This is a genomic window from Pseudomonas sp., from assembly GCF_049653025.1.
Lineage (GTDB): Bacteria > Pseudomonadota > Gammaproteobacteria > Pseudomonadales > Pseudomonadaceae > Aquipseudomonas.
The window spans coordinates 80,732-98,745 of sequence record NZ_JBASFM010000006.1 but is presented as its reverse complement, the minus strand read 5'-3'; the positions used below and the strand labels follow the sequence as shown (position 1 = coordinate 98,745).

Annotated in this window: 19 protein-coding genes; 12 read left to right on the top strand and 7 right to left on the bottom strand. The window is 62.3% G+C overall.

Annotated elements, in window-relative coordinates:
* Positions 1-77 precede the first annotated feature (77 nt).
* The gene (locus tag WBK23_RS03445; protein ID WP_424482580.1) at positions 78-1,100 is read right to left on the bottom strand and encodes an AraC family transcriptional regulator; all 1,023 of its coding nucleotides are present in this window, start codon (positions 1,098-1,100) and stop codon (positions 78-80) included.
* A 118-nt stretch (positions 1,101-1,218) separates the two neighbouring features.
* Here WBK23_RS03445 and WBK23_RS03440 point away from each other — a divergent pair, with 118 nt between their 5' ends.
* The 8 genes from WBK23_RS03440 (at position 1,219) to WBK23_RS03405 (ending at position 9,107) form a co-directional block, all read left to right on the top strand.
* Positions 1,219-2,691 (top strand): flavin-containing monooxygenase, encoded by a 1,473-nt coding sequence (locus tag WBK23_RS03440; RefSeq protein WP_424482579.1) that lies wholly within the window; start codon positions 1,219-1,221, stop codon positions 2,689-2,691.
* Positions 2,675-3,604 (top strand): alpha/beta hydrolase, encoded by a 930-nt coding sequence (locus WBK23_RS03435; protein WP_424482578.1) that lies wholly within the window; start codon positions 2,675-2,677, stop codon positions 3,602-3,604. The genes WBK23_RS03440 and WBK23_RS03435 overlap by 17 nt, the downstream gene beginning before the upstream one ends.
* Positions 3,605-4,366 carry an SDR family oxidoreductase gene (locus WBK23_RS03430; protein ID WP_424482577.1) on the top strand — a complete coding sequence of 254 codons (762 nt, stop codon included), beginning with the start codon at positions 3,605-3,607 and terminating at the stop codon, positions 4,364-4,366. It begins immediately after the preceding gene.
* 247 nt (positions 4,367-4,613) lie between these two features.
* Complete coding sequence (locus WBK23_RS03425; protein WP_424482576.1) at positions 4,614-4,955, top strand: ribonuclease E inhibitor RraB; 342 nt, start codon at positions 4,614-4,616, stop codon at positions 4,953-4,955.
* A 116-nt stretch (positions 4,956-5,071) separates the two neighbouring features.
* A complete protein-coding gene (locus WBK23_RS03420) occupies positions 5,072-5,779 on the top strand; it encodes a type 1 glutamine amidotransferase (protein ID WP_424482575.1) in 708 nt (235 codons plus the stop codon).
* A 171-nt stretch (positions 5,780-5,950) separates the two neighbouring features.
* A complete protein-coding gene (locus WBK23_RS03415) occupies positions 5,951-7,360 on the top strand; it encodes a circularly permuted type 2 ATP-grasp protein (protein ID WP_424482574.1) in 1,410 nt (469 codons plus the stop codon).
* Between the two features lie 2 nt (positions 7,361-7,362).
* The gene (locus WBK23_RS03410; protein ID WP_424482573.1) at positions 7,363-8,313 is read left to right on the top strand and encodes an alpha-E domain-containing protein; all 951 of its coding nucleotides are present in this window, start codon (positions 7,363-7,365) and stop codon (positions 8,311-8,313) included.
* The gene (locus tag WBK23_RS03405) at positions 8,310-9,107 is read left to right on the top strand and encodes a transglutaminase family protein (protein ID WP_424482572.1); all 798 of its coding nucleotides are present in this window, start codon (positions 8,310-8,312) and stop codon (positions 9,105-9,107) included. The genes WBK23_RS03410 and WBK23_RS03405 overlap by 4 nt, the downstream gene beginning before the upstream one ends.
* Before the next feature lie 136 nt (positions 9,108-9,243).
* On the opposite strand, the gene WBK23_RS03400 is transcribed toward WBK23_RS03405, so the two are convergent.
* The 3 genes from WBK23_RS03400 to WBK23_RS03390 all read right to left on the bottom strand — a co-directional run bounded on the left by WBK23_RS03400 (position 9,244) and on the right by WBK23_RS03390 (position 10,963).
* A complete protein-coding gene (locus WBK23_RS03400) occupies positions 9,244-9,666 on the bottom strand; it encodes a cupin domain-containing protein (protein WP_424482571.1) in 423 nt (140 codons plus the stop codon).
* Between the two features lie 131 nt (positions 9,667-9,797).
* Positions 9,798-10,607, bottom strand: a complete 810-nt coding sequence (locus WBK23_RS03395; RefSeq protein ID WP_424482570.1) for a c-type cytochrome — start codon at positions 10,605-10,607, stop codon at positions 9,798-9,800.
* Entirely contained in the window at positions 10,604-10,963 is a 360-nt protein-coding gene (locus WBK23_RS03390) for a rhodanese-like domain-containing protein (protein WP_424482569.1), read from the bottom strand. The genes WBK23_RS03395 and WBK23_RS03390 overlap by 4 nt, the downstream gene beginning before the upstream one ends.
* A 685-nt stretch (positions 10,964-11,648) precedes the next feature.
* Between WBK23_RS03390 and WBK23_RS03385 the strand changes: the two genes are divergently transcribed.
* The 3 genes from WBK23_RS03385 to WBK23_RS03375 all read left to right on the top strand — a co-directional run bounded on the left by WBK23_RS03385 (position 11,649) and on the right by WBK23_RS03375 (position 15,564).
* Positions 11,649-12,854 carry an acetyl-CoA C-acetyltransferase gene (locus WBK23_RS03385; protein ID WP_424482568.1) on the top strand — a complete coding sequence of 402 codons (1,206 nt, stop codon included), beginning with the start codon at positions 11,649-11,651 and terminating at the stop codon, positions 12,852-12,854.
* Between the two features lie 16 nt (positions 12,855-12,870).
* Entirely contained in the window at positions 12,871-15,015 is a 2,145-nt protein-coding gene (locus tag WBK23_RS03380) for a 3-hydroxyacyl-CoA dehydrogenase NAD-binding domain-containing protein (protein WP_424482567.1), read from the top strand.
* A gap of 147 nt (positions 15,016-15,162) precedes the next feature.
* Positions 15,163-15,564: a lysozyme inhibitor LprI family protein gene (locus tag WBK23_RS03375; RefSeq protein WP_424482566.1), complete on the top strand. Its 402-nt coding sequence runs from the start codon at positions 15,163-15,165 to the stop codon at positions 15,562-15,564.
* 3 nt (positions 15,565-15,567) lie between these two features.
* Here WBK23_RS03375 and ptrC read toward each other — a convergent pair whose 3' ends face one another.
* Both ptrC and WBK23_RS03365 read right to left on the bottom strand, forming a co-directional pair.
* The gene (gene ptrC, locus WBK23_RS03370; protein WP_424482565.1) at positions 15,568-15,765 is read right to left on the bottom strand and encodes a type III secretion system co-regulatory protein PtrC; all 198 of its coding nucleotides are present in this window, start codon (positions 15,763-15,765) and stop codon (positions 15,568-15,570) included.
* A 35-nt stretch (positions 15,766-15,800) separates the two neighbouring features.
* A complete protein-coding gene (locus tag WBK23_RS03365) occupies positions 15,801-15,938 on the bottom strand; it encodes a hypothetical protein (protein ID WP_424482564.1) in 138 nt (45 codons plus the stop codon).
* Between the two features lie 230 nt (positions 15,939-16,168).
* Between WBK23_RS03365 and WBK23_RS03360 the strand changes: the two genes are divergently transcribed.
* Positions 16,169-16,897, top strand: a complete 729-nt coding sequence (locus WBK23_RS03360; RefSeq protein ID WP_424482563.1) for an amidotransferase — start codon at positions 16,169-16,171, stop codon at positions 16,895-16,897.
* A 105-nt stretch (positions 16,898-17,002) separates the two neighbouring features.
* Here the strand turns inward: WBK23_RS03360 and WBK23_RS03355 are convergent, their stop codons facing one another.
* On the bottom strand, positions 17,003-17,974 hold the full coding sequence (locus WBK23_RS03355; protein ID WP_424482562.1) for a magnesium and cobalt transport protein CorA: 972 nt from the start codon (positions 17,972-17,974) through the stop codon (positions 17,003-17,005).
* Between the last annotated feature and the right edge of the window lie 40 nt (positions 17,975-18,014).

The window sequence follows — 18,014 nt, the reverse complement described above, 5'->3', positions numbered from 1 at the left end:
TTGAGGGTGGAAAGTGCCAATGTGGCGGATGAAATGGCAAAGTGCCACCTGCGCCGACGACTTGTCAGTCGCGTTTTTCAGGTCAGCGCTTGGCGGTACTGGCCGGGTGTCAGGCCCTTCCAGCGCTTGAAGGCGTGCAGGAAGTTCGACACCTCGCTGTAGCCCAGGCGTTCGGCGATGTCTTCCTGGCTCAGGCTGGCGATGGCCAGCAGTTCCTCGGCCAGGGCCTGGCGTACTTCCTCCTGCAACTGGCGAAAGCTGCTGCCCTGGTCTTCCAGGCGGCGGCGCAGGGTGCGGCTGCTGATGTTCAGTTCGCTGGCGATCACTTCCATATCCGCCAGCCGCCCTGGGGTGCTCAGCAAGCGGTCGCGAATCTGCCCGGCCAGGCCGCTGCGTACCTGACGTTTGGCCAGCAAGGCCTGGCATTGCAACTCGCAGAGCTGCACGCTGTGCGGGTTGGCACGGGGCAGGGGCTGGTCGAGCAGGTGGCGGGGGAAGCTGATGCGGTTCTGCGCGCAGGCGAACTCCGGCAGCAGGCCGAATTGCTCGATAAAGCGCGTCGGGTCGGCCGGCGCGGGGATGCTCAACTGCACCCGGCTCAGGGGAATCTTGGCGGCGGTCAGCTCGCGTTGAATCACCATCACCGCGATGGCGTCGCGCAGCAGGAGAAAATCTCGCACATGATCCGGCAGGTGGCTGCCATCCAGCTCCAGATGCGCCTGCTCGGCGTCTTCGCGCAAGCTGATGCGGTTGAAGGCGAACGTCAGGTCCAGGTAGCGCAGGCCGAGGTCGGCGGCCTGGCGGAAGCTCTGGCTGCTGAGCAACGCGTAACCCCAGATGCCGTAGGTGGTCAGCTGGTAGCGCAGGCCGGCTTGCAGGCCCAGGTCATGCTGCTCGGGCAGGGCGTCGATCAGGTTGCTGATCAGTTGCAGTTCCTGCGCGCCGTCGATTTCGCTGTGCAGCTCGGCCAGTTGCAGGGGGCTGAGGCCGGTGTTGCGCAGGCAGCGTTCGACACTCAGGCCATGGTCGAGGCCCAGCTGGGTCAGCAGTTGGGCGCTGGTGATGCTGCGCCGGGGTGGCCAAACGGGTGCGACTGCCATTGCGTTGTCCGCTGCGCTGTCCGAAAGTCACAATCAATTGGCCGACTATGCCATAACCCGGGTGCCGGCAGGCAAGTAGCATCCAGGCATTGCCACTGACTGCGATTGGGGAACAACAATGCCTAACAACTCCCAGACCCAGACACCCTTGCGCGTGCTGATTATCGGCAGCGGCTTTGGTGGCTTGGGCATGGCCATTCAGCTACAAAAGGCGGGTATCGAGGATTTCCTGCTGCTGGAGAAAGCCGCCGAGGTGGGGGGTACCTGGCGCGACAACAGCTACCCGGGCGCGGCCTGCGATGTGCCGTCGCACCTGTATTCGTTTTCCTTCGAGCTGAAAACCGACTGGAGCCGCAAGTACGCGCCGCAGGCGGAAATTCACGCCTATATGCTGCACTGCGTGGCCAAGTACCAGTTGCGCTCGCGCATTCGCTTTAATGCCGAGGTGGCGTCGGCGGCGTTCGATGAGGCGGCGGCGCTGTGGCGGGTGACTCTGAGCAATGGCGAGGTGTTGTCGGCGGATGCCTTGATCAGCGCCTGCGGCCAGCTCAATCAGCCGGCGTACCCGGCGTTGCCCGGTATCGAGCGCTTTGCCGGCGAGGCGTTTCACTCGGCGCGCTGGCAGCATGAGGTGGATCTCAACGGCAAACGCGTGGCGGTGATCGGTACTGGCGCGTCGGCGATTCAGTTCGTCCCGCAGATTCAGCCGCAGGTGGCCGAACTCACGCTGTTCCAGCGCTCGGCAGCCTATGTGTTGCCCAAGGCCGACCGCGCTTACCGCCCCTGGGAGCTGGCGCTGATGCGGCGCATGTCCTGGCTGCAGCATATCGATCGCGGCCTCAAGTACCTCCAGCATGAAGCCCGCGCCCTGGCGTTTATCAACCTGCCCTGGTTGCTGAAACTGTTTTCCCAGAGCTTCAAATGGCACCTGCACAAGCAGGTGGCCGCCCCGCAGTTGCGCACGCAGCTGCAGCCGGATTACCCCATGGGCTGCAAGCGCATCCTGATCAGCAACGATTATTTCCCGGCCCTGGCCCAGCCTAATGCGCAGGTGATCAGCACGGCGATCAGCGCAATCACCGAGCATGCCGTGGTCACCGCCGACGGCCGCGAGCACCCCTGTGATGTGCTGATCTACGGCACCGGCTTCGCCGCCACGGATTTTCTCGCGCGGATGCAGATTCGCGGGCTCGGCGGGCGCGAGCTGAACCAGGTCTGGCGCGACGGTGCCGAGGCCTACAAGGGCATCAGCGTCAGCGGTTTTCCCAACCTGTTTATTCTCTACGGGCCCAACACCAACCTGGGCCACAACTCGATGCTCTATATGCTTGAGAGCCAGTTCAGCTACGTGCTGGGTTGTCTCGACGTGCTGCGCCAGGGTGTGCGTTATCTGGATGTAAAGGTGGCGGTGCAACAGCGCTATAACCAGCAGATTCAGGCCCGCTCACATCGAACGATATGGGAGCAGGGCTGCACCAGCTGGTACAAAACCGCCTCCGGCAAGAACACCAACAACTGGCCGGGCTATACCTTTACCTATCGCCACCTGACCCGCACACCGGAGTTGACTGACTATGAATGCACCCGCTGAGTTCATCGCCCCTGCGTCTGACCAGGTTGTGCTGCGCAGCGTATTGCGCGGCGTCCTGCGCCTGCTGTTTCGCAGCCTGGTGCGCCCACCGATGCCGATTGCCGGACAGCGCGCGGTGCTGCGCCTGCTGACGGCCAGCAGCCCGACGCCGCGCGGGATTACCCGTAGTTCCGGTACGTTGGGCGGGCGGCCGTGCGAGTGGCATAAGCCGCAGAATGGCCGTGGCACGGTGTTGCTGTATCTGCATGGCGGGGCTTACCTGATCGGCGGGCCGAATACTCACCGGACGATCTGTGCGCACCTGGCCAAACGCGGGCAGATGGAGGTCTGTGCCCTGGATTACCGCCTGGCTCCGGAGCACCAATACCCGGCGGCCCGCGAAGATGCGTTGGCAGCGTTTCAGGAACTGCTCACGCTGGGCTACAAGCCTGAGCAGATCGTCATTGGCGGTGACTCGGCCGGTGGCAACCTGAGCCTGATCACCAGCCTGCGCCTGCGCGACCTGGGCTTGCCGCAGCCAGCGGCGCTGGTGTGCCTCTCCCCGGTTACCGATTTTTCCGGCACACAGATGCACGAGCCGCCGGCGGGTGACCCGGTGCTGCACCGCCGCTGGGTCGAACAGGCGGTGTCGCTGTATTGCCCGGCCGAACTGGCCCATGACGACCCGGGCCTGTCGCCGCAGTTCGCCGATCTGCACGGCCTGGCCCCGCTGCTGATTCAGGTGGGTGAGGATGAAATCCTGCTTAACGACAGCCTGCGCTTTGCCGACAAGGCCAAGGCCGCCGGAGTCATGGTGCGCCTGCAGCGTTATCCGGACCTGTGGCATGTATTTCAGGCGTATGCCGGCATGCTCAAGGCCGCCGATTTTGCCCTGGCCGAGGTGGTGAGTTTTCTCCGCGAGCGGGGCTGCTGAGTGAACAACATCCTGATCACCGGTGCCGCCTCGGGAATTGGCGCGGCCACCGCACGGCTGTTTCATCAACAGGGCTGGCAGGTCGGCCTGCTCGATATCAACCACCGGGCGCTGGCCGAGTTGGCCGCCGAACTGGGCAACGTCTGGCATGCCGAGCTGGATGTCACCGACCCGGCGGCGGTCAAGGTCGCCCTGGCGGACTTCTGCGCCCTGCATGGCGGCCAGTTGCGTCTGCTGTTCAACAGCGCTGGGATTCTGCGATGCGGCCATTTCGAGGAGATCGAGCTGGTCGAACACACGCGCATCCTGCAGATCAACGTACAGGGCACGCTGAACATGACCCATGCGGCTTTTCCCTACCTGAAAGCCACGACAGATGCCCAGGTGATCAATATGGGCTCGGCGTCGGGCGTCTATGGCGTGCCGCATCTGGCTAGCTATTCGGCCTCAAAGTTCGCCGTGCGCGGGCTGACCGAGGCGCTGGACCTGGAATGGGCCAAGCACGGCATTCGCGTCGGCGACCTGATGCCGCCGTTTGTCAGCACACCGATGCTCAACAACCAAGGCTTCCAGGCCCCGGTGCTGCGCCGCCTGGGCGTCAACCTGCAGGCCGAAGCCGTGGCCCAGGCGGCCTGGGCGCAGACGCAGAGCAGGGCGGTACACCGGCCGATCAGCCTGCAGTTCAAGCTGCTGTACTGGTCCGGCCAGTTGACGCCGGCCTGGATCAATCGGCGCATCATGGCCTGGCTTGGCCGCGAATAAGTGCCGGCCCAAGTTTTGCTGGGCAAAAGCCGCGCGATGGGGCTAGTCTGCAATTGACGCGTCTGACCTGCTTGTTCTGAGCAGGCCTGCGTCGACCAGCCCTGGCTTCAGGTCTGGCTTATGACACAGCAAGCAGTTTCTTGCTTGGTTCTCGGGCGGCTCAGCTACTTGCGCCGCGACACCGCCGAAGTTCCGACGGTTGCAATGGGAAAGCGGTTAATCCATCCATCGCCTGGGAGGTCACTTCATGAGCACAGCCTTGCACGATGATGTCAGTAACGGGGTTTTACGGCGGATGAAGGAAGGCGGCTTCGACTTTGCCAGCTTCCATCCAATCGAGTTCTACGCCATTTTTCCGGACGAGGAACGGGCCCGCATGGCGACCCGCAAGTTTCGTGGTGAATCTTTACACGCCCTGGTGACCGAGCGTGACGACGGTGCCTGGCACCTGCAAATCAGCAAAGTGATGTTTGCCACCTACCACGGCATAGGCGACTTCGAGCATGACCTGGAGTCAGTCGTGGCACCGCTTGGCGGAAAACTGGACGGTTGGGGCGTTACCCAGGAGGTGAAAAACCTGCAGCCCTGATGGTCCTGAACATCGGCCAGCCCTTGGCTGGTCGGTGTCTCTAACAATCCCTCCGTTCCTATACCCCCGACAATCGCCCCTCGACCCCAGCCCGCGCTTTGCTTCAGACTTGGCGCATGACCGATATCCTGATTTTTACCCACATTGATTACTGCCCACCGGCCCATCTTGGCCAGGTGCTGGAGCAGGCTGGCCATTCATTTACGGTGCTGCGCGCCGACCTGGGCGAGCTGGACGGCATCGACCTCGACCGACCCAAGGCCGTGGCCATCATGGGCGGGCCGATGAGCGTCAACGATCCGCTGCCCTGGCTGGCCACCGAGGTCGCCGCGCTGCAGTATTTTATCCGCCGCGATATTCCGCTGATCGGCCACTGCCTGGGCGGCCAGCTGCTGGCCAAGGCCCTAGGCGCAACCATCAGCCATATGCCCTACACCGAAAGTGGCTGGCAGCCGCTGACCCGTCTCGATCAGGCCGAACCCAGCCCCTGGTTGCAGCACCTTCCTGAGCAGTTCCCGATGTTCCAGTGGCACGGCGACAGCTTTGCCATTCCCGAGGGCGCGCAGCCTTTGCTCAGCAGCCCTTGGTGCAGCAACCAGGCCTTTGCCTGGGGCGACAAGCTGCTGGCTTTGCAAGGCCATCCGGAAATGGACGAAGCCCTGGTGCGCCAGTGGCTCGGCGACTGGCACCACCTGCTCGATGACAGCCAGCCCAGCCAGCAGAGCCGGGCGCAGATGCTCGAAAACCTGCCCGCCAAGGTGGCTGAGCTGAACCGCGTGGCCGAGGGCTTCTATCGGCACTGGCTACAGCTGGCCGACTTGTAAGTGCTGGGTTGCCATAAAATGGCGCGCCCCGCGACTGGCGGGTCAGATGTGCGCCCCGCTTTAGTGCGAAGTCGTCGCGATTAATATTTAACTCGTTGAAATATAAGGTTTGTTTTCTATGGCGCGGGCCTTGCAACGCTGACTCCATGTCCGGGTGACAAGGAGTACGGCATGGCCCGCACCTTTTATGACGAGATGTACGACGCGAGCGGCGCAGTCCGCCCGCACTATCAGGCCTTTGCCCGTTGGTTGGCGGATACGCCAGATGAACTGCTGGCCCAGCGCCGCCGTGAAGCCGACCTGCTGTTTCACCGCGCTGGCATCACCTTCACCCTGTACGGCGACGATCAGGGCACCGAGCGGCTGATCCCGTTCGACATCATTCCGCGCAGCATCCCCGCCAGCGAATGGCGCATCGTCGAACGCGGCTGCATCCAGCGCGTGCAGGCGCTGAACATGTTCCTCGCCGATCTCTATCACGAGCAGCGCATCATCAAGGCCGGCATCGTGCCCGCCGAGCAGGTGCTGGCCAACGAGGGCTACCAAATCGCCATGCAGGGCCTCAACCTGCACCGCGGCCTGTATGCCCACATCGCCGGGGTCGACCTGGTGCGCGATGGCGACGGCAGCTACTACGTGCTGGAAGACAACCTGCGCACGCCCAGCGGCGTCAGCTATATGCTCGAAGACCGCAAGATGATGATGCGGCTGTTCCCCGAGCTGTTCGCCGCCCAGCGTGTGGCACCGATCGATCACTACCCGAACCTGCTGCTCGACACGCTGAAGGCCTCCAGCCCGCTGGATAACCCCAACGTCGTGGTGTTGACCCCAGGGCGCTTCAACAGCGCCTACTTCGAGCACGCCTTCCTCTCCCGCGAAATGGGCGTGGAGCTGGTGGAAGGCGCGGACCTGTTTGTGCGTGACGACAAGGTCTTTATGCGCACCACGGCAGGCGCAAAGCAGGTGGATGTGATTTACCGCCGCCTCGACGACGCCTTCCTCGATCCGCTGGCCTTCAATCCGGATTCCATGCTCGGCGTGCCTGGCCTGCTGGCCTGCTACCGCAGCGGCAACGTGGTGCTGGCCAACGCCATCGGCACCGGGGTGGCGGACGACAAATCCATTTACCCCTATGTCGGCGAGATGATCCGCTTCTACCTCGATGAAGAGCCGATCCTGAAAAACGTGCCGACCTTCCAGTGCCGCAAACCGGTGGAACTGCAGCACGTACTGGCCAACCTGGAACAGCTGGTGGTCAAGGAAACTCAGGGCTCCGGCGGCTACGGCATGCTCGTCGGCCCGGCGGCGAGCAAGGCGGAGATTGAAGACTTCCGCGCCCGCCTGATTGCCCGTCCCGAGGCCTATATCGCCCAGCCGACCCTGTGCCTGTCGACCTGCCCGACCTTCGTCGACAGCGGCATTGCGCCCCGCCATATCGATCTACGGCCCTTCGTCCTGTCTGGCAAGGAAACCCGCATCGTCCCCGGCGGCCTGACCCGCGTCGCGCTGCGCGAAGGCTCGCTGGTGGTCAACTCGTCCCAAGGTGGCGGCACCAAAGACACTTGGGTGGTGGAGGACTAATCATGCTGAGTCGTACTGCTTCCGATCTGTACTGGATGTCGCGTTATCTGGAGCGCGCGGAAAACCTCGCGCGCATGCTCGATGTCAGCTATTCGCTGTCGCTGATGCCACAGGACGGCCGTGGCGATGGTCTGGAAGAACTGGCCCTGCCGCTACTGATTACCGGCACCCTGGATGATTACCTGGAGCGCCACGGCCCGCTGCACGCCGAGCGCATGTTGCACTTCTTCGCCCTCGATGCGCAGAACCCGGCGAGCATCTATTGCTGCCTGCAGGCTGCGCGCAGCAACGCCCATGCCGTGCGCGGGCGGATCACCGCCGATATGTGGGAAAACATCAACGCCACCTGGCTGGAGATTCGCGGCATCGCCGAACAGGGTCTGGGTCGTTACGGCATCAGCCGTTTCTGCGAGTGGGTCAAGGAGCGTTCGCACCTGTTCCGCGGTGCCACCTTCGGCACCATCATGCGCGGCGACCCGTATCGCTTTATCCGCCTCGGTACCTTTATCGAGCGCGCCGACAACACCCTGCGCCTGCTCGACGCGCGCTATGAAATGCTCGGCGAAGACATCGACGAAATCGACGGTCGCCCAGCGCGCAGCTACTACCAGTGGACCGCGCTGTTGCGCGCGCTGTCCTCCTTCGAGGCGTTTGCCGAGATCTACCGTGGCTCGCCTGGTACGCGCAAAGTCTCCGAACTGCTGCTATTGCGCGCCGACGTACCACGCTCACTGCGTGCGTGCATGGACGAACTGAGTCTGATGCTCGCCAGCCTGCCCGGCGACAACGGCCGCCCGGCCCAGCGCCTGGCCGCCGAACTGGAAGCGCGGCTGCGCTATACCAGCATCGAAGAAGTACTCGACGAGGGCCTGCACGCCTGGCTCACCGATTTCATCCTGCTGGTCCGCCAGTTGGGCCAAGCCATCCAAAGCTCCTACCTGGAGGTCGCATGAGACTGTCAATCAGCCACGACACCACCTATCGCTATGAAGATCAGGTGCGTACCAGCATCCAGTACCTGCGCATGACCCCGCACGACAGCGAGCGCCAGCAGGTGCTCAGCTGGGAGCTGAGTCTGCCGCGCCCGGTGCGCGCGCAGCTCGACCCCTACGGCAATATCCTGCATGTGCTGACCATGGATGAGCCGCACGAATCCATCGTGATCGGTGCCCGTGGCCAGGTGGAAATCGACGAAGCGCGCGAGGCTGAGCACGAAAACCAGTCGGCGCTGCCGTTTCTGCGCTTTACCCGCCTGACCGAAGCCGACGAAGCCCTGCGCGAGTTCGCCAAACTGCAGAGCCGCAGCCGCCCGGACCGCAGCGGTTTGATTGACCTGATGCACGCTCTCAATGCGCATATCCGCTATCAGCCGGGCGCAACCGCTGTGGAAACCAGCGCCAGTGAGGCCTTCGCTGGCGGCAAGGGCGTTTGTCAGGACCATGCACATGCCTTCCTGGCGTGCGCGCGCAGCCTGGGCGTGCCGGCGCGTTATGTGTCGGGCTACCTGTTTACCGACAGCGAAGACCACCTGGCCAGCCACGCCTGGGCCGAAGCCTGGCTGGATGACGCCTGGTACAGCTTTGACGTGACCAACTGCCTGGCCAAGCCGGAGCGGCATTTGAAGTTGGCCGTGGGCCTGGATTATCTGGACGCCTGCCCGGTGCGCGGCATGCGCCGGGGTGGCGGTATCGAGCAGATGCATGCACAAGTGGAGGTTGCCCCAATGATTCGGGTGCAACAGCAGTAAGCCGGCGTTTTAGCCCCTCTGCCCGTATGCGGGAGACGACTGCATGGACGCAGGAGGCTAAAGCCGAGGGGCTGGGGAGAGGGTTGCACTGGCACGCCGCCAGCCCACCAAGCAGTGACAGGATTGATTGCCGAGCCTATTGCTCCATCACCACGTTCCACGGGCCATCCGCCTGGATAAAGAACACCGCGTCTTGCTCGCCTTCGACCTTGGCTGTGTGAGGCTCCTTGTTGATCAGGGCGAAATACGCGCCGGGTTCGAGTTTGTACGCCTTGCCCGCCACGGTAAGCGTGACCGCACCCGATACTAGGGTGGCATGATGATTCGCGTCGTGATGGTGGTTGGGCGTTACCAGGCCGACCGGATACTTCAGTAAAAATCGGCTAGCGCCCTTATCCATATCGCCTGAAACGGGTGCGGCTGTTATGCCATTGCCCATGTCCTTCCATTTGAGGTCAGCCGTTGTCACGACTACCGTCGAGTCGGCGGCGGCCAGCATCGGTACCCCTGACATCAGCCACGTCGAAATCAAAATGAACATTGCATGCTTAAACGTCATTTTTTTCTCCTTGCGTCAATGTTGAAAAACCTTCTCGCAAAGTAACGAGGCAATCGTTCAGGCCTCGGTGAAAGGATAGTGCGTCTAGTAACTTGGGGCGTTTAGGTGTTGTACAGCCGGCAGTTAAGCCCTCAAAGCTGGATCTTCCTCCCTGCCATATGCCGCAAATACTCAATCAGCGTTCCGAGTTTCTCGTTACTCAACACTTCAGCTGAAAATCCCGGCATCTTGCCCTGCGGCCAACGCCGCAGACTCTGCGGGTCACGGATATAACGGCTTAAAAAGTCGCCGCTGAAATACTCCGTCGGGTTATGCGGAACATTCAGGTCCGGCCCGAACTGCGAGTCCCCCGCGCCATTCAAGCGATGACAGGCCATGCAGTTCTTCTGGTACTGAGCAAAACCCGCTTGCACCGCCGGGCTGGCGTCTGCCGCTGGCAGCAGTTGCGGGAAGCGCTGCGCCACCGGGTTCAGTTTGCGGATGGCGGCCAGCTGGAACGGCCACTGTTCAGGGCCGATCTGGCTGGCAGCGGGGTTTTGCCAGACCAGGTAGAAGGGCCCGGCGCTGGGTTTGCCGTTGCCCAGGCCCGGCCAGGGGTGGGCCGGGTCTTCGATGGCCAGCCAGGCCTGGCTGCCGGTCTGGCTCAGCGCGGGGGCTGCGGGCAGTTCGGCGGCAAAGCCATCGCTGGCCACCAGTTGCAGGTGATCACCCGGTTGCACTCCTTTCAGCAGCACGGCCAATGGCACGGCGCGGTAGCGCATGCTGCGTTTGTAGCTGACGTCGTCGTTGATCTCGATGGACTGTGTCTGCGGATGGCTCAGCAGTTGTGCGCTGCTCAGGCGCTGGCGGCCGTTGCCCAGTTCCAGGGTCAGTTCGGCGGCGTGTAGCTGGGCGAGCGGTAGCAGGCTTAGCAGGGCGAGGCAGAGGCTGCGCGTGTTCAATCCTGCGACTCCAGGGCGAGTTTCAGTTCGTCATAGCCGCCGGCATTGATCAGGTTGCTGTAGCCCATGGCGCGCAGGCTTTCTTCGGCGATGCCGGAACGGCGGCCGCTGCGGCAGTAGAGGACAATCGGGGTACTTTTGTCCGGGGCCAGGGCACTGATCTGGCTGGCGATCTGTTCATGATCAATTCGCTCGGCACCGGGCAATGCGCCGGCGGCGAACTCTTCGGCGCTGCGCACATCGATCAGCACGCTGTCGGGCGATTGCAGGGCTTCGACGGCGGCGCTCAGTTCGGCTTCGCCGGCCAGCAGCGGCAGGCTGATCAATAAACCGAGAATGGCGAATAGGTTGCGCATGGCAGGCTCCTTGGGGTGATTGAAATCACCCTAGCACAGGCTCTGGCCGGCTTGCGGGGGAGGTTGCGGCTATGGGTTGTTCTGCCGCTGCCGGCGCACTCCACGGTGGCGGGCAGGGCAGGGAGTCGGAAATTTAGCTGACCAAGCGGGTCAGGTTGGGAAGAATCAGAATTACCGTGGTGGCAAACACGATCATGCCTGCCTGACGCATTTTCACTGGATTGAACATGGCGATTGGCCTTGTTGTTTTTTGCGGGTGGTCGGCGCTGTCCTGCGCAATATGCGGATGCGACGCCACGCCTCATGTTGATCATTCAAGCCGCCCCGGCAAAACCCGGCGACGACGCCTACAGCAGCCGCCCCGCACAGCATTGCGCGGGTGGCCTGATTCAACTGTAGGGGCGCGTTGCCGTGGGCTATAGAAGTCTTGATTGCTAGGGCTCGGTGGCTAGTCGCCACTGGTTATGAGCAGCAACGGCCAGACCCGCAGTGGGCCTTGAGCTAGACACGCTTGTTGGCCTTCGCCCAGTGATTGACCGTTGGTCTGAGCTGAGTGGTCAATAGGCCTGAGCACTTCGGTCATTGAGCCTGTCCGCGCGCAGCGTATGGTGACTGCACTCAACAAAAACAGGTGCAGGCTCGATCTGCACCGCCAGCCACCCTCCATTGGAGGTCTGAGGACGCCATGACCGAAGCATTTATTTTCGATGCAGTGCGCACGCCCCGCGGCAAGGGCAAGAAGGACGGCGCGCTGCACAGCGTCAAGCCTGTCGACCTGATCGCCGGCCTGCTCAAGGCGCTGCAAGCGCGCAACAACCTGGATACCAGCCAGGTCGATGACATCGTGCTCGGCTGCGTGACGCCGGTGGGTGACCAAGGCGCGGACATCGCCAAGACCGCGGCTATGGTCGCCGACTGGGATGTCAGCGTGTCGGGCGTGCAGCTCAACCGTTTCTGCGCCTCGGGTCTGGAAGCGGTGAACATGGGCGCGATGAAGGTGCGCTCTGGTTTCGAGGACCTGGTGGTGGTCGGCGGCGTCGAGTCGATGTCGCGCATTCCCATGGGCTCGGATGGCGGTGCCTGGGTGATGGACCCGGCGACCAATATGCACACCCACTTTACTCCGCAGGGCATCGGCGCCGATTTGATCGCCACCCTGGAAGGTTTCAGCCGCACGGACGTCGACAGCTTTGCCCTGCGTTCGCAGCAGAAAGCCGCCCGCGCCAGCAAGGACGGCTCGTTCAATAAGTCGCTGATTCCGGTGGCCGACCAGAACGGCATCGTGCTGCTCGACCACGACGAATTTATCCGTGGCGAATCCACCCTCGACGGCCTGGGCAAGCTCAAGCCGAGCTTCGAGATGATGGGCCAGATGGGTTTCGACAGCACCGCGCTGCGGGTCTACAGCCATGTTGAGCAGATCAACCACGTACACACCCCGGGCAACAGCTCCGGCATCGTCGACGGCTCGGCGCTGATGCTGATCGGCAGCGCCGCCAAGGGTAAGGAGCTGGGCTTGAAGCCGCGCGCGCGCATCGTCGCCACCGCCGTGACCAGTACCGACCCGACCATCATGCTCACCGGCCCTGCACCGGCCACCCGTAAGGCACTGGCCAAGGCCGGGCTGAACGTCAATGACATCGACCTGTTCGAGGTCAACGAGGCGTTCGCCTCCGTCGTCATGAAATTTATGAAGGACATGGGCGTCAGCGAGGACAAGGTCAACGTCAATGGCGGTTCCATCGCCATGGGCCACCCGCTGGGTGCGACCGGTTGCGCCATCCTCGGCACCCTGCTCGACGAGCTGGAGAAGCGCCAGCTGCGCTACGGCCTGGCCACCCTCTGCGTAGGTGGTGGCATGGGTATCGCCACCATCATTGAACGAGTTTGAGGCGGAGATAAGAAAAATGACTGACGCCATCCGTTACGAAAAAGGCCAGGACAATATCGTCGTTCTGACCATGGACATGCCCGGCCAGAGCGCCAACACCATGAATGCGGTGTACCGCGAAGCCATGGGCAAGATCGTCGAGCGCCTGGAAGCTGAAAAAGACGCCATCGCCGGGGTGATTGTCACCTCCGCGAAGAAGACCTTCTTCGCCGGCGGTGATCTGAACGAGCTGATCAAGGTCACCAAGGCCGATGCGCCGGCCTTCTACCAGATGATCCTCAACATCAAGGGCCAACTGCGACGCCTGGAGTGCCTAGGCAAGCCGGTGGTTGCTGCGATCAATGGCGCGGCCCTGGGCGGCGGCTGGGAAATTGCCCTGGCCTGCCACCACCGCATCGCTCTGGACAGTTCCAGCATCCAGCTCGGTCTGCCAGAAGTAACCCTTGGCCTGCTGCCGGGCGGCGGTGGTGTGGTGCGTATGGTGCGCCTGCTCGGCCTGGAAAAAGCCCTGCCATACCTGGCCGAAGGCAAGAAGGTTCGCCCTGATGCCGCGCTCAAGGCTGGCTTGATCCACGAGCTGGCTTCCGATAAAGACGATCTGATGACCAAGGCTCGCGCCTGGATCGTCGCCAATCCGGCACCCAAGCAGCCTTGGGATGTGGCGGGTTACAAGATCCCCGGCGGCACGCCGTCGAGCCCGAATGTGGCGCAGATGCTGGCCATCGCCCCGAGCGTGCTGCGCGACAAGACCAAGGGCTGCTTCCCGGCCCCGGAGAAGATCATGTGCGCCGCCGTCGAGGGTGCGCAGGTCGACTTCGACACCGCGCAGATCATCGAAGCGCGCTACTTCACCGAGCTGACCACCGGCCAGGTGGCGAAGAACATGATTGGCACCTTCTGGTTCCAGCTCAATGAAATCAACGCCGGCGGCTCCCGCCCGCAAGGCTTCGAGCCCTACGTGACCAAGAAGGTCGGCGTGCTCGGTGCCGGCATGATGGGTGCCGGTATTGCTTACGTGTCGGCGGTGGCCGGCATCGAGGTGGTACTCAAGGACATCTCCATCGAGGCGGCCGAGAAGGGCAAGGATTACTCGGCCAAGTTGCTGGAGAAGAAAGTCGGCCGTGGCCAGATGAGCGCCGACAAGCGCGATGGCATCTTGGCGCGGATCAAACCGACTGTCAGCGATGCCGACTTTGCCGGCTGCGATCTGATTATCGAAGCGGTGTTCGAGGATCGCGACCTCAAGGCCAATGTCACCGCGGCTGCCGAGCGTGCGGCGCTGGCTGATGCGGTTATCGCCTCCAACACTTCGACCCTGCCGATAACCGGCCTGGCCAACGCGGTGCAGAAGCAGGACAAGTTTATCGGCCTGCACTTCTTCAGCCCGGTGGACAAGATGCCGTTGGTGGAAATCATCAAGGGCGAGCACACCAGTGACGAGACCCTGGCGCGCGGCTTCGACTACGTGATGCAGATCAAGAAGACCCCGATCGTGGTCAACGACAGCCGCGGTTTCTTCACCTCGCGGGTGTTCGGCACCTTCACCAACGAAGGCCTGGCCATGTTGGGCGAAGGCGTGAGCGCGGCGATGATCGAGAACGAAGCGCGCAAGGCCGGCATGCCGGTCGGCCCGCTGGCGATCAGCGACGAAGTGTCGATGAGCCTGATGAACCATATTCGTCAGCAGACCATCAAGGACCTGGCCGCCGAGGGCAAACAGATCCCTGCGCACCCGGCGTTCGCAGTGATCGACATGATGCTCAACGAGTACAAACGGCCGGGCAAGGCCGCTGGCGCGGGCTTCTACGATTACCCTGCAGGCGGCAAGAAGCACCTGTGGCCGGAGCTGAAAGCGCGCTTTGAGAAGAGCGATGCGCAGATCTCGCAGATCGACGTACGTGATCGCATCCTGTTTATCCAGGCCATCGAAACCGTGCGCTGCGTGGAAGAAGGCGTGTTGAAGTCGGTTGCCGACGCCAATATCGGTTCGATCATGGGCATCGGCTTTGCTGCCTGGAGCGGCGGCGCGCTGCAGTTTATCAACCAGTACGGCGTGCAGGACTTTGTCGCCCGTGCCCAGTACCTGGCCGAACAGTATGGCGAGCGCTTCCTGCCGCCGGCGCTGTTGTTGGAAAAGGCGGCGAAGAACCAGAGCTTCTAACGCCGCGCGTTAAGGCTGCTGCACTGAAAGCCGGCTCCCTGTGAGCCGGTTTTTTATGGCCCGTAGTTTATGGAAGGCCAGCCTGTTTATGGCTGCAGCACTAGACTGCTGCAACGGCCACGGCAGTGTGGCGCTAAGGGAGGTCTTATGAAAATCGGGTTAAGCAGTGCGCTGGCAATCAGCCTGGGGTTACTGGCCGCGCCGGTGTGGGCGGATGACTGCGCCAATGCGATGGATCAACTCACCCTTAACCAGTGCGCGGCGGCGGACTACGCCGCACAGGACAAACGCCTGAATCAGCTCTACGGCGATTACCGCAAACGTCTGGATGACGGACAGAAGCAGCAACTCAAGGAGGTGCAGCTGGCCTGGATCAAGTTTCGTGACCTGGCCTGCGCGTTTGAGTCGGCTTCGGTGGTGGGCGGTTCGGCCTATCCGATGGTGCTCAACGGTTGCCTGGCGCAGAAGACTTCCGCGCGGGTCAAGGAGCTGGAGCAGCTGGCCGTTTGTGAAGAAGGCGACCTCAGCTGCCCGATGCCAGCGCAGTAGCGGTTAGCAGGTCTGGCGGCCGCACACCAGCTGCTGAATGGCCTGACGCTCGCTCAGGTGAGTGGGCATGCGCAAGGTGGTCAGAGTGCCGTCGCTGAGCTGGATGGCCAGCTCGGACTCGAAGTGGATGCCACTGCCGTCGACAGTGGCATAGGTCACGCCGTAGACGTTCTGGTTACTCAGTGATTGGGCGATGCTCATGGCGTTCTCCAGGCAGTGTGCTGTGGCGCGTGGGGTTATTGAGCGGTTTTGCGCTGGGTAGCCTTGAGCTGTGCGGCGTGCATTTTGTCGCTTTGACGTTGGCTGTCGGCGCTGTGGCTGCTGTTGAATGCGGAGGCGGCGAGCAGGCTGGCGATGGCGGAGAAACTGGTCATGGGGTGATCCTCTGGCAGGGTGGGCGCAGTGCCCGATGGCCAGATCATCTGCGCGTGCCGCTATCGACAGAAGTGAATGGTGCTTATGTTGACTATCAAGCCGGCTGATAGCAGAAAAAGTGTGGCTGCAATTGGTCAGGTTGCGCCCTGGACTATTGCCATGCGACCTGTCAGCAGGCACGCTTGCGCGCTGGAAAATCAACCCTCCTGCGCCCTAGGTAACCGCCCATATGCCGTTGCAGATTTGCATCCTGGAAACCGATGTTCTCCGGCCCGAATTGATCGACCAATACCAGAGTTATGGTCGGATGTTCGAGCAGTTGTTCGCCCGTCAGCCAATTGCTGCCGAATTCAAGGTGTACAACGTGATGGAGGGGCGTTACCCGCCAGATAACGAACACTACGATGCTTATCTGGTGACGGGCAGCAAGGCCGATTCCTTCGGTACCGATGCCTGGATCCAGACCCTGAAAACCTATCTGCTCGAGCGTTATAACCGTGGCGACAAGCTGCTGGGCGTGTGCTTTGGTCATCAGCTGCTGGCCTTGTTGCTGGGCGGCAAGGCCGGGCGAGCCGAGCAAGGCTGGGGCGTGGGTGTCCACCGTTACCAGATGGCTAACAAGCCGAGTTGGATGAGCCCTGATCTGCAGGAGCTGAGCATGCTGATCAGCCACCAGGACCAGGTCACCCAGCTGCCGGGCAATGCCACGTTATTGGCCAGCAGTGAGTTCTGCCCGATTGCCTCGTACTGCATAGGTGATCAGGTGCTGTGCTTCCAGGGGCACCCCGAGTTTGTCCATGACTACTCGCGCGCGCTGCTCGAGGCGCGCCAGCAGCATATCGGCGAGACGGCCTACAGCAAGGGCGTCGAGAGCCTGCAGCAAGACCACCAGGGGCACACGGTGGCTGAGTGGATGATGCGCTTTGTCGCCCACGGCCGCTCTGGCCTGAACGGTTAAGCCTCACACCGCTATAAAGCCCGGTTTTTACCGGGCTTTTTTATGGCGTGCCATCCATGGGCGGGCCGCCGCTATGCGACGTTAAAAATCGCTCCAGACGATTTTTTATAGCCAGCCGGAACGTTTGAAACTGACGTACAGCCCTATACAGCCCGTGCCGATCACGCCGAGCACACCAAAGTAGCCGAACTGCCAGGTCAGCTCCGGCATGTGTTCGAAGTTCATCCCGTAGATGCCGGCCACGGCGGTGGGGAAGGCCAGGATTGCCGCCCAGGCGGCGAACTTGCGCTGGGTGATGCTCTGCCGCGAAGACTCCAGCAGCAAGCCCACTTCAATGGCGTGATCGGCCATCTCGCGCAGCCCGGTGAGGTCTTCCAGCAGGCGGTTGACGTGAATGGCCACATCGCGAAAGTAGGGGCGCATGTTCTTGTCGATAAACGGGAAGTCGAGGCGCTGCAGTTCCTGGCAGATTTCCGCCAGCGGCCCGATATAGCGACGCAACCGCAGCAGGTCGCGGCGCAGGCCCTGGATGCGCTCTACATCGGCCTGGCTCAGCGGGTGTTTCAGCACGTGCTGCTCCACGTCCTCAAGCTCGACGTGGTAGTTGTCCATCAGTGGGCGGTAGTTTTCGATGACGAAGCTGAGCAGGGCGTAGAGCACGAAGTCTTCGCCGTGCTCGAGCAGCAGCGGGCGCGCCTCGCAGCGCTGGCGCACCTGGGAGTAGGGTGCGGATTCGCCGTAGCGGGCGCTGATGACGTAGCCGCTGCCGGCAAACAGCTGGGTTTCGACAAAGGTCAGTTCACCGTTGACCCGGATGGGCGAGTAGAGCACCAGAAACAGCGCATCGCCGAAGGTTTCCAGCTTGGGCCGGGTATGGCGCTGCAGGGCGTCTTCCAGCGCCAGTTCATGCAGGTCGAATTGCTGCTGCAGGTTGATCAGCTCTTCGGGGCAGGGATCATGCAGGCCGATCCAGACAAAATGCCCCGGTTTCTTCGACCACGGCTTGCCTTCATCGAGGCTGATATTGGTGACTTTCTTGCCCTTGCTGTAGACAGCGGCGGCAACAACTCGACCCATAGTGCTTCCCTTATTGGCGATGATTCAGCACGCAGCTTAG